The following is an 11,545-nucleotide window of genomic DNA, read 5'->3' on the forward strand; positions in this document are numbered from 1 at the left end:
AACTCAAAGATGAGTATTAAGAAAGCTGTTTTTCCTGCTGCTGGTCTTGGTACCAGATTTTTACCTGCTACAAAGGCTCAGCCTAAAGAGATGCTTCCAGTAGTTGATAAACCTATAATACAATATGCTGTAGAAGAGGCTGTAAATTCAGGAATTGAAGAAATCATAATAGTAACTGGTAGGAATAAAAGGGCTATTGAGGATCATTTTGATATATCTTTTGAGTTGGAATATTTTCTTCAAAAGAAAGGTGATTTAGATCTTTTAAGACAAGTTAGGGAAATATCAGAGCTTGGTACAGTTTATTATATAAGACAGAAGGAACCTTTGGGTCTTGGTCATGCTGTGCTTGTAACAAAGGCATTAGTGAAAGATGAACCTTTTGCTGTTATTTTGAGTGATGATTTAATAGTCAGTAATATTCCATGTATAAAGCAAATGATAGAGATTTACGAGAGATATAAGTGTTCTATTGTTGCAGTGGAAAGGGTGCCAAGGAATGAGGTTAAAAACTATGGTATTATTTCTGGAAGAGAGATTGAAGAAGGGATTTATCAAGTAACAGATCTGGTAGAGAAACCCTCCGTGGAAGAAGCTCCTTCTAATTTAGCTATTGTTGGGAGATACATATTAACTCCTGAAATCTTTAATATGCTTGAGAAGGTAAGGCCAGGAAGGGGGGGAGAGATACAACTTACTGATGGACTTAAATTATTATTAGAGAAGGAAGCTATATATGCTTATGAATTTAAGGGAAAGAGATATGATACTGGAAGTAAACTTGGTTTTTTAAAGGCTTCAGTAGAACTTGCTCTTCAGAGAGAAGATTTAGGAGAACAATTTAAGAATTATCTTCGTAATCTAAAGATTGAGTAGTGTTTTCCTGTACTTTTGTTATTTTACCATTTTCTACATAGTAGATTTCATCAAAAATAGATTCATCGATAGGAACATGTGTTATAAGAAAGATTTGATCAAAATGCTCTGCTACTTCTCCTTCAGTGAGAAGGTATAATAAGCCTTTTGCTCTGTCCTCATCAAAAGATCCAAGAGGTTCATCTAAGAATATAAATTTGGGCTGTATACCCTTATCTTGAGGTAACGTGGCCATAGCAAAAGCAAGTCTTAAAGCTAAGGAAAGTTGATCTTGTGTTCCTCCGCTAAAAATGTTTTTTTCTAAGGGTTCCTTTTTGAAACTTGTGTAAACTTTTAATTTGTAATCGTCCCCAATCTCTACATAATGATATCTATCTGAGGTTAAAATGGGTAATATTTTTTGCATGAAGGATTCTGTTCTTGGTCTAATTGCTTTTAATATAGTTTCTCTTGTGGTATCTGCAATCTTCATTGCATAGTTCATTTTAATAATTTCTTTTTCTAATTTAATATATTCTTGATTTATCCTTTCTGGGTCTAAATCTTCTCTTTTACTTCCTGTTTTTAGCTCATATTCTTTTAGTATTCCTTCTTTTTCACCTTTTTGTTGAAGGAGTTCTTTTTCTTTTATTATTAATTTCTCTTTTAAATTTTCATCAAATACTTCATTTATGTAGTTTCTCCAATCCTCTACAAATCTTTTGGAAAATTCAGTTATTAGATCCTGATAATTTTTCTCTATAGAGTTTTTTTCGCCCTTTTTCTTGTTTAGTTCTTGAGCAATTTTTTCATATTCTTCTTTTACTCTATCATTTTCCAGCTGTCTTATTAATTCTTCTATTTCTGACATATACTTATCATCACTTCTTCTTAATTCGTTTATCTTTGCTTCTAAATTTGCCTGTTCTTTTGATATTTCGTTTTCAATATTTTTGTGGTCTCTTTTTTTCCTTTCTAATTCCTCTTTTAATCTCCTTATATTTTCAAGCTCGTTTTCTATAGAGCCTTTTTGAGAAATGAGATAAGATAGTTCCTTTTCAGGCATAGTATCCTTTTCTCTTAAGGAGATTAATTCTTCTTCCTTCTTTTTAAGGGTGTCTGATAACTTTTTTAACTTCTCTTCTATTTTGTCCAAGTTACTTTCTTTTAATTTTTCTTGGAATTCTAAGGATAATTTATGGATTTCATTTTTGTAAGAATCAATATTTTTAAGTTCACTTTCTATGTGAGCTTTCTTTTGTACTATTTCTGTAATTAAATTATTAGTTTGATTAAGTTTCATTTTAAGTTTTTCTTCTAATCTTTCTATTTGTTCCTTTTTATATGTTTTTTTCTCTTTAATTTTATTTAATATTAAGGCTAACTCTTCTTGATTCTTTTCTTTGAGTTCGAGAGGAATGTCTTTCTCAATATATTCTTGAAGATTTTTTTCTTTGGTAAACTCTTTATTGATCTTTGCATAATTCTGATAAAAGTAGATGGATAAAATGGTTAATATTCCTGTAGTGATAAAAAATATTTTTGATAAAAGGATAGCTAATGTTAAAGATAGTAGTGTAATGAATGATGAGGTAACAAAGTATTTTTTAGTTTTTTGTACTTTATAAATTAATTCATAAACCTTATTCTTTTGTTGATGATATTCTAAAGCCCTTTTATATGTATCTTCTATTTGAGGTATTTCTTGTATTTTTCCTAATATATCTCTTAGTTTCTTAATTCTTAATTCTAACAGATTTTTCTTAAGAAGTGAGTTTCTCTCTTCTTTTTGGAGCTTATCTTTCTCCTCCTGTAATTCTTTTTCTTTTGATGTTTTGTTTTCTAATTCCTTATATTTTGTGAATTTTTCTTGAAGGTTTGATATTAAATTATTTCCATCACTTAATACTTTTTCTAATTTTTCAATTTCTTGCTTTATCTTAATAACATTATTAAGCCCTTCAAGTTGAGTTGAAAGTTCCTTTTCTTTAGTTATTCTTTCTTCTAAATTAGTTATTTCTTTTTGAAGCTTTTCTCTCTGATTTTCTAATATTTGAAGTTTTTCTTTAATGCTTGTTATTTCTTCTATTTTTCTTTTTTCTTCTCTTAAGAATTCTAAGGTTTCTACTTTATTTTTTAGGTTTTCAAGATTTTGTTCCAAGCCTCTAATTTCTTCTTTAAGATTATTTAAAGTTAATTCCAAATTGTATATATTTTTAGATTTTTCGATTTTTTCAATCCTTCCTATTTCTATATGGATTTTATCTAATTCCTCTTCAATTTCTGGTAAAACTCTTTTAGCCTCAGCTGCTTTCTTCAAAAGTTCATATTGGGGTTTTTGTTTCTCAAGTTCATTTTTGATCTGTTTTGCCTTCTCAGAAATATTCAAAAGATAATCCAAGTTAAATAATTTGGATATTATTTCTCTTCTGTCTCCAGCCTTTAAAGTTTCTAAGGCATCTAATTTTTTTTGTGCTACAAGACATGTGTTTAATAATATATCTCCATCAAGACCTATCTCTTTAACTATTCTACTGTTTACAATTCTTGGTCCTTTTACTATTTCTTGTTTTGTAGTTTGCTCATTTATATTTTTTATAACCAAAGAGGCGTCTTGGTTTTTATTAAGAGGAAGGACTCTTCTTATGGTTATTAATTTATCATTAGTTTTTACAGTAAGCTCTACTGTTGTTTCGTTAGTTCCAAATCTTATAAGATCACTATTATTGTGCTCGAGTCCTTCCCCAAAAAGTGCAAAATAAATTGCCTCAAATATACTACTTTTTCCTGCCTCATTCCTCCCTTTTATAAGTATTCTTCCCTGATCTGGAAAATTTAGAGATGCTATTTCATATTGTTTAAAATTTCTAAGTTTTAAGCTCACAAGTTTTATCATAAGAACTCTCCTCTAATTTTTAACTCTTCTCTTATCCATTTAACTGCTTCTATTATAGCTTCTTGATCTTCTTTGTTTTCTTCCAAGTATTTTTCTGTTATTTTAGACAGATTCTTTTCAAAACTGAAATCTTCTGATGGTATTATTGATATCTCTTTCCCTTTTATTCTCAAATTTTGCGTATCTAAGTCAAATAAGAAATTAGCTTTAAGTCCTTCGTCTAGTATCTTGCTAAAATTTATGGAACTATATATAGATATAGGAATTTCTCCTACAATTTTGCATTTTAACATAAGATCTTTTTGAGATTCTCTTAATATTTTTTCAATAATAGCATTGGTATAATCTTTTTCTGTAATTTCTGAAAGTTTTATTTCCATGATTTTCATAGGTTGTGGTTCTATTTTTTCGTGAATTATGTCAATCTTTTTTCCTTCTATTTTTAATAGGTAAAAACCTGGAGTAAGATCTATTTCTCCAAAATCAAATCTTTCAGTACTTCCTGGTATTATTAGTATTTTATCTCCAAATTTATAAATATTCTTCTCATGGAGGTGTCCCAATATATAAATATTAAAGGGGAGGCTATATAAAGTATGTAGTGATACTTGAGGCTCAGAAGATTTTGGATGAGCATATTTTTCAAAGGAGTAATGGAGAATTAGGATTTTCCATATATTATTATCTTGAGGTATAGAATCTGATAATTTTATATTTTCTAAGGGATCAATTCTTCCCTTTTTTCTTGGATCATGGGATAAACCAGATATAATTAATTTCTGATCCTTCTCAAATATATCTACGTTAATATTAGATTGAGATAAAAAAGATTTTATTAAACCTACTTCTTCATAAATTTTCATGGGAAAGGCATCACTATCTATCATATTTGGAGCATCGTGGTTTCCACCAATAGTATAAATTTGAATATAGTTTCTTTTTAATCTTGAAAACTCTCGAGCAACAAAGGCCAAATCTTGATTCCTGGGATTTGTAGAATCAAATAAATCTCCAGCTTGTATAAATATATCTACCTTTTCTTCAATGGCATAATCTACTGTTTTTTTAAATGCTTCTCTTATCTTTCTTCTTCTTTCGTTTAGTCTTTCTGGTACTAACTTTTTGTAGTATTTACCTAAATGGTTATCAGCAGTTATAAGAATTTTTATCATGTTTAGATTTCACTCCCAATGTCAGGGAGATCGGTTATAATATCTTCGAATATATCTCTATTTTGAGCATCTTTTAGAGCTTTTTCAAATTCTTCATCTATGTCTATATCAAAACCTCCTTCTGCAGTTTCTCTTTCCCCAATCTTTACCATTACAGGAATACGGGTTAATCTTCCTAAGATAATAGCTTCTCCAATGTTTAATCCAGGAAGATCATTAAATAAGTTTTCTGAAAGAGCTTCTGATGCTTCTTTTACTGCGTTTTGATCTGTAGGATTGGTTAATCTCATTATTATCTGGCTTCCACATTGGGATAAAGTATTACTGCTTATTTTATAGGGCCTTTGTGTGACCACAATAAGAAATACTTTAAATTTTCGTCCTTCCGCTGCAATTGAATTTATTATCTTAGCACTTCTTAATTTCTCTGCTTTCTCTTTTGGCACTAAATTATGGGCTTCTTCTAATACAATAAATAAGGGATATGTAAGTCCTTCTGATTTTGCTTTAGTCCATATATCATTTAACAATTTACTTACTACTAAATCTTGTAGGTTCTTCTCTATACCTGCCAAATCTATGACAGATATCTGAGCAGGTTTTAGAATTTCCTCAATCTTTATATCTTTAAATCCCCATATTGGATAATCTTTTATCCATTTTACATATTTTAATGCTTTTCTTGCTCCAATCATTGTTTCTTCAGAGTATTTTTTATTCTTTTTCTCTATTTTTTTTACATATTTTTTTTCATAGTCGTCAAAATCTAATATTTCTTCTTTTTCCTCTTCCTCGTCTATACCTGCCATAGATTGTAATTTTTCATAAAGTTCCTTTGGGGTAAAATCAACACCTTCTTTTCTAAGTTCCTCTATAGCTGTTTCAACTGCATCTCTTATGTTACTATATTCTGAGATTCCTAATATTTCTGCTATTTGTTCGTTTTCTAACTCACTAAATCTGATTGAATAGGGTATTACACCCCCAATGATATCATCCGTAAATCTCCCTTTTACTTGAGGTATTCTATAAATGTTAACTTGTTGGGCAATAGATGAAAATTCTTTTAAATTATTTCTTTTCCTTCTTAGTAAGACATAGTCACTATTAGGATCAAATACTAAAATAGTAGCACCAAGTTTTACAAGTTTCTCTAAAAGTAATCCTGTAAGATAAGATTTACCTGCTCCTGTTTGAGCAATTATGGCCAGATGTCTCCTAAGTCCATTGGGATCAAGAGTTACTTTGACATTAGGCCTATAAAGTAAGGTTCCAATTTCTATAGCGGTGGCCTTTTTATGAGTGAAGAATCTTCTAAGAAGATCATCAGGAGCTAAAAAAACCGGAGAACCTGGTAAAGAAACTGATCTTGGAAGCTGAATGTTATCATCAATATCTAAATAGCCTAAAACTCTGGCTGTAGCAATGAGCTTTAGTGGTATTTTGTAATTTAATTCTAAAAGTCTTGTGGTTGCATCATATTCCTGATCTTCTGTTAATATATCTGAAAAAGCTTTTAGACTTTCTACTTGAGCTAATACGTCTACCTCTTCATCCGATGCAGCAGTTCCTTTAATTATGACATATTCCAATCTTTTAGGGGCTAATTCTTCATTAGTAATAAATTGAAAACTATCGCAAAAACTTTCACCCACCAAGTATCCTACACATTTTAAGTCCATGATTATTTAGAAAAACCTCCTTTGAGATCTATCTAATTCTAAGATGTCAGGAAATTCTTTTTTAAGAATCATTATATACCTTTCTAAATCGGGGGTTTTTTTAATTCTGACAATGTTATCTACTAAATACAAAGGAGTTTGATATATTTGAGAGTTTATACAATTTTCTCTAAGTATAGCAAGGATATTATCTATATTTACATCTTTTTCCCAATGAAAGTTTACTTCTAAAAGTGTGGTTGAATCCTCTATTAAGTAGTTTGGTATATCAATTCTTAAAATTTGGTCTCTTGGAATGAGTCTTACATAGAAAGTAATAAAAGCTGGTATATCTTTTAGCAAGGTTTGAAGATTAGGATCTTTCTCTATGAGCTCTATTTGATTATGACCAAGTCCCATTTCTGCTCCTATTAGTAGGGGAGTACTATATCCTGGCTCCCAGGAAAGGATATTTAAAAATTCTGCGTCAATAGGGGTGTAGGGAAGTTCTTCTTTTAATTCAGGATGGTCTATTGATAAAATTTGAAAGAAAAAGGTGTTTCTACTTGATTTTGATATAGATATTAATTCTATATTTTTATTTTTGGATTTTAGAATGAGTTCTATGGTGGTATTTAAAACATTAAGAGCCAAGTCTTTGTAAGGCTCTTCCTCTATAAGATTTATATATCTTAATAGATATGAAAGTCGTGAGATGATAGAGCCATCAATAAATAAGATGAAGGGGGGTTTAATTTCTTCTATAATTTTAAGGGCAAGTTCAGTTTCTATTTTTTGCATTATTAAATCCCGTATCCATGCCAATTGATTTTCAGAAATTGATGCGGGTATTGGATCTAATGAGATGGTAGCTTTCTCATAACCTTCAGTACCTATAGCTAAACCTTGAGTTAAAAGAAGATACGGACCAAGAGAAAAGGATAGGGTTCTTTGTGAGGCATCAATAGCAAAGATTTTATGACCATTACTTTGTAAATTTTCTGGTATTTTATGCCATAGAGTTTCTACAAAGTTTACAAAAAAAGACCTATCTTTTATATCTTTTTTGAAAAAAAGATTATTTATTTTTTCTTTTTTTCTGTTTAACTCTTCTATAAAAAGAGAAATAAATTCAGGCATTTTTAAATATTATATTCTTTGATAAGGTTGTTATACAAGTCAAGGAGTTTTTTATTAATCTTTTGAACACTGAAATTTTGGGCACTACTTATGGCATTTTCTGATAATTTTTTATATAAGTTATAGTTTTCTAATAATTCTATAACTTTATTTGAAAATAAGATAATACTTTCCTCTATGTTAGAAGTTTTGAAGGGTATTAGAAAACCATTTGTTTCATCTTTTACAAAATCTGCAATAGCCTCATCTTCTAAAGCAATTACAGGAAGCCCAGCTGTAAGAGCTTCTAACACTACTAAACCTTGGGTCTCGGACAAAGACGAGAAGACAAATATATCTGAAGAATAGTAGGCCTCTATTACTTTATCGTAATCAAGATAGCCAGTAAATATTACCCTATCTTCAATATTAAGGTTTTTAGCTTCTTCTTTTAGATTATTTATTACTCTCTTGTCAGGGTTATCTCCTACAATGAGAAGGTAGATTTTGGGATAATTTTTTAATTTATTCATAACTTTCAATAAAAATTCTATGTTCTTTTCTTTTCCTAACCTTCCCACAAATAGTAAAATATATGCATCAGTAGGAAGATGTAATCTATCTCTTGCTACTTTTTTATCAATGGGATGAAAATTCCTCAAATCTAAACCATTAGGAATTATTTCTATAGGTTTCTTAACTCCAAAATCAATAAGTAGTTTTTTAATCTTTGTGGAAGGGGCGATTACAGTATCACAGAGGTTGCAATAAGATCTACTAATCCATATTGCTATATCTTTTGCTCTTTCCTCAGTTATTATATGTTTTTTGACCATATCTGGAAAATGATCCCATATGTAGTAGGCGTATTCAGTAAGCAAGGTGTGGTAGGTATGTATAAGAGGGATTTTTCTTTTTTTAGCTTCATAAGCTCCAAAAATTCCTAAGGAAAAAGGAGTATGGGTATGAATTACATCCAATTTAAGATTGTTAAGATATAGATCATAATTTGCAGAAAAAGGAGTTGCTATTCTATGTTCTTTTTGAAATGGAAAAGTAATAGAAAAAAGCTGATAGACATGTTTTTCTGGTAAGATTTTAGGTATATAAGGAATAAATAGATGTACTTCATGACCTTCTTCTTCTAAGGTTTTCTTCTGAAAAAATAGGGCGGTAGCTACACCGTTCTTTTGAGGTTTATAGGTATCACTAAAGAAGCCTATTTTCATCTATGAAATATCCCGTAATATAGAAGATGTCCTAAGATTAAACCGATTATTCCTCCGACTATAGCTTCTATAGGGGTATGTCCAATAGATTCTTTTAGATTTATCTCTTTTAATTCTGGATCTTTTAACTCCCTTTGAATTATCTTATTTATTACTTTTGCTTGCTCTTCTGTAGCAAGTCTTACTCCAATTGCATCTGCAATTACTATTCCAGCTAAGAACATAGATAATATAAAAATGGTAGAATTAAAACCTTCCTTTATACCTATTATTAATGATAAAGATACAACAAGGGCTGAGTGAGAACTTGGCATTCCTCCCCACTCAAAGAAGGCTATCCATAAAAACTTTTTTTCTTGAATAATTTTTATAATACCCTTCAGCCCTTGAGTAATTATTACTACGAGGAAAGGAATAATGAAAATTGGATTGTTAATTAGATCAATAACTATTTTTATCATATCTACCGTGTTATGGTCACCTTTCTTATATTTCTTGGATTATCCGGATCTCTACCTTTTAATTCAGCTAAATAATAAGCAAAGAATTGAGCTGGATATATTAACAATATAGGAGACACATCTTCAGGAATATCACAGTCAATAAAGAAGCCTTGGTAATCTTTATGAAGATTAGGTTCGTTACTGAATAAATATATGTCGGTACCCTTTTCTTTTAATATAGATAGTATTTCTAAGGAATGGTTTAAGCTCTCCCCTTTTGGGGCAAAGAAGAATACAGGAAAACCTTCAGTGGCGAGAGCTAAGGGGCCGTGCATAAAATCAGCGGAAGAATATGGTTGGGCTATAATATAGGAAGTCTCCTTGAATTTTAATGCTGTTTCTAATGCTGTGGAAAGGTTAAAACCTCTTCCTAACACAGCGCAATGTTCCATATATTTAAAGGGTTTTACCTCTTCTTTTATTTTCTCTTCCATACCCAAAATTGTATTCATAGCCTTTAATATTTTATCAAATTCATCCATATAAATTCTACCCTTTATAGAATTTATAAGAAAATACAGAGAAACAAGTTGAGATAGATATGTTTTTGTGGCTGCCACACTTTTTTCTTGTCCAGCATTGGTAAATATATTGATTTTGGCAAGTTTTGCTAATTTGCCTTCTGGATTATTTGTTATTCCAATAGTTAATGTACCTTGTTCATTAGCGGTTCTTATTACTTCACATATATCATCACTTTCTCCCGATTGAGATATGGCTATAACTAAGGAATTTTTTAGGTTTGGGGGTCTTTTGTAGATGGTGAAGAGGGAAGGGGCACATAATGAAACAGGTATTCCTATATGAGACTCTATATAATATTTTCCCCATATAGCAGCGTTATCAGATGAACCTCTTGCTACGAAGACCACATGATTAAAATTATACTTCTTGAGTTCGTCGGATATATTTTTAAATTCTTCTACCCTTTCCTTGTATCCCTTAATAATTTGAAAACTTTCTCTAATCTCTTTAATCATAAATTTATTCATTATTATTCACCCTCCTAATACTCTTTTTGGATAAGTCTAACACATCTTAGCTTATTTTATCAACTATGTTTACTAAATCTTTCCAATAGGCAGTAAATATAGAGGAAACTCATTTTTAGGAAGATGTATTATTCTTTTTACATCTTCATCATTAAAGGCTCCTACTGCTACAGTTCCCAAGTTCAGAGATACACATTGTAAATAAATATTTTGGGCACAATGTCCTGCTTCCATAAATACATATCTTATTCCTCTTTCCCCATATCTTGCAGTGGTTTTATAGTAATTAGCTGATATTATGATAATAACTGGGGCTCTCCTAATCCATTCTTGTCTTAAACATGCGATAAAAAGATCTTCTCTCTTATCACCTTTTAAATGGAGATTTAATTCATGGCTCTCAGGAATATACTTGTAAATTCCTATATCTAAATCATGAACTTTATAAGCAAAGACATATATTTCTAATGGAAAAGTAGCACCTGCAGAAGGACATGTCCTAAATTTGTAATTCTTTTCTGTTATTCCTTGGGCAGACCATAATATTTGAGATAAATCTTGTAAATTAATGGGGTTCTCTTTATATGTTCTTACCGACCTTCTTAAAAGTAATGCTTCTTCTATGGATAAATGACCTTTACAAATAGGTGTTGGTAGCTTGATATTTTTATTCTGAAAATTATTTAGCTTTACCATGATTATAAATTATATCAAAGAAATAAAATTTCTGAAGTACTCTTTGTGATATGATGATGTGGTATAATTTTTATGATGAATATGAAAAAAGCAAATTTGTTAATTTTTATTCTTTTAATTTCTTCTATTATAAGTATTATATATTTATTTCTACCGAAAGGCGAAACCAAATTTTTAGTTATACAAGTAGAAAATAGAGAAGTATTAAGAATACCCCTAACAAAACTTAAAAGTGGTGATAAATATAAAGTAAAAGGCCCCTTAGGAGATAGTATTTTTGAATATATAGAAGGAAAAGGAGTACATATGATCTCATCCCCTTGCCCTGATAAAATATGCATAAAACAAGGATTTATAAATAAAACGGGAGAAAGCATTGTTTGCTTACCTAATAGAGTTATAATAACTCTTGAGAGGTAGAA

At 30.1% G+C, this 11,545-nt stretch carries 10 protein-coding genes; 2 read left to right on the top strand and 8 right to left on the bottom strand.

Annotated elements, in window-relative coordinates:
* The first annotated feature begins 9 nt into the window (after positions 1-9).
* The gene (galU, locus tag ACY3IT_RS03625; RefSeq protein WP_463083425.1) at positions 10-876 is read left to right on the top strand and encodes a UTP--glucose-1-phosphate uridylyltransferase GalU; all 867 of its coding nucleotides are present in this window, start codon (positions 10-12) and stop codon (positions 874-876) included.
* Here the strand turns inward: galU and ACY3IT_RS03630 are convergent.
* From ACY3IT_RS03630 to ACY3IT_RS03665, 8 genes are all read right to left on the bottom strand, one after another.
* On the bottom strand, positions 842-3,751 hold the full coding sequence (locus tag ACY3IT_RS03630; protein ID WP_463083426.1) for an AAA family ATPase: 2,910 nt from the start codon (positions 3,749-3,751) through the stop codon (positions 842-844). The genes galU and ACY3IT_RS03630 overlap by 35 nt on opposite strands.
* On the bottom strand, positions 3,748-4,923 hold the full coding sequence (locus ACY3IT_RS03635; protein WP_463083427.1) for a metallophosphoesterase family protein: 1,176 nt from the start codon (positions 4,921-4,923) through the stop codon (positions 3,748-3,750). The genes ACY3IT_RS03630 and ACY3IT_RS03635 overlap by 4 nt, the downstream gene beginning before the upstream one ends.
* A gap of 2 nt (positions 4,924-4,925) precedes the next feature.
* Positions 4,926-6,605, bottom strand: a complete 1,680-nt coding sequence (locus tag ACY3IT_RS03640) for a helicase HerA domain-containing protein (RefSeq protein WP_463083428.1) — start codon at positions 6,603-6,605, stop codon at positions 4,926-4,928.
* 6 nt (positions 6,606-6,611) lie between these two features.
* Complete coding sequence (locus ACY3IT_RS03645) at positions 6,612-7,724, bottom strand: DNA double-strand break repair nuclease NurA (protein ID WP_463083429.1); 1,113 nt, start codon at positions 7,722-7,724, stop codon at positions 6,612-6,614.
* A gap of 2 nt (positions 7,725-7,726) precedes the next feature.
* Positions 7,727-8,932 (bottom strand): glycosyltransferase family 4 protein, encoded by a 1,206-nt coding sequence (locus ACY3IT_RS03650; protein WP_463083430.1) that lies wholly within the window; start codon positions 8,930-8,932, stop codon positions 7,727-7,729.
* Positions 8,929-9,393 (bottom strand): divergent PAP2 family protein, encoded by a 465-nt coding sequence (locus ACY3IT_RS03655; RefSeq protein ID WP_463083431.1) that lies wholly within the window; start codon positions 9,391-9,393, stop codon positions 8,929-8,931. Before ACY3IT_RS03655 ends, ACY3IT_RS03650 begins: the two co-directional genes overlap by 4 nt.
* 2 nt (positions 9,394-9,395) lie before the next feature.
* Positions 9,396-10,427, bottom strand: coding sequence for an SIS domain-containing protein (locus tag ACY3IT_RS03660; RefSeq protein WP_463083432.1), 1,032 nt, complete (start codon positions 10,425-10,427; stop codon positions 9,396-9,398).
* A gap of 72 nt (positions 10,428-10,499) precedes the next feature.
* A complete protein-coding gene (locus tag ACY3IT_RS03665) occupies positions 10,500-11,123 on the bottom strand; it encodes a SagB/ThcOx family dehydrogenase (protein ID WP_463083433.1) in 624 nt (207 codons plus the stop codon).
* 81 nt (positions 11,124-11,204) lie between these two features.
* Between ACY3IT_RS03665 and ACY3IT_RS03670 the strand changes: the two genes are divergently transcribed.
* Entirely contained in the window at positions 11,205-11,543 is a 339-nt protein-coding gene (locus ACY3IT_RS03670) for a NusG domain II-containing protein (RefSeq protein ID WP_463083434.1), read from the top strand.
* The last annotated feature ends 2 nt before the right edge of the window (positions 11,544-11,545 follow it).

The sequence above is a fragment of the Dictyoglomus sp. GBS genome (assembly GCF_055179815.1).

Bases quoted from the DNA above. Each gene is read 5' to 3' on its own strand.
- ACY3IT_RS03650 (WP_463083430.1), bottom strand. From the start codon at position 8,932: ATGAAAATAGGCTTCTTTAGTGATACCTATAAACCTCAAAAGAACGGT.
- ACY3IT_RS03645 (WP_463083429.1), bottom strand. From the start codon at position 7,724: ATGCCTGAATTTATTTCTCTTTTTATAGAAGAGTTAAACAGAAAAAAA.
- ACY3IT_RS03665 (WP_463083433.1), bottom strand. From the start codon at position 11,123: ATGGTAAAGCTAAATAATTTTCAGAATAAAAATATCAAGCTACCAACA.
- ACY3IT_RS03630 (WP_463083426.1), bottom strand. From the start codon at position 3,751: ATGATAAAACTTGTGAGCTTAAAACTTAGAAATTTTAAACAATATGAA.
- ACY3IT_RS03635 (WP_463083427.1), bottom strand. From the start codon at position 4,923: ATGATAAAAATTCTTATAACTGCTGATAACCATTTAGGTAAATACTAC.
- ACY3IT_RS03655 (WP_463083431.1), bottom strand. From the start codon at position 9,393: ATGATAAAAATAGTTATTGATCTAATTAACAATCCAATTTTCATTATT.
- ACY3IT_RS03670 (WP_463083434.1), top strand. From the start codon at position 11,205: ATGAAAAAAGCAAATTTGTTAATTTTTATTCTTTTAATTTCTTCTATT.
- ACY3IT_RS03640 (WP_463083428.1), bottom strand. From the start codon at position 6,605: ATGGACTTAAAATGTGTAGGATACTTGGTGGGTGAAAGTTTTTGCGAT.
- galU (WP_463083425.1), top strand. From the start codon at position 10: ATGAGTATTAAGAAAGCTGTTTTTCCTGCTGCTGGTCTTGGTACCAGA.
- ACY3IT_RS03660 (WP_463083432.1), bottom strand. From the start codon at position 10,427: ATGAATAAATTTATGATTAAAGAGATTAGAGAAAGTTTTCAAATTATT.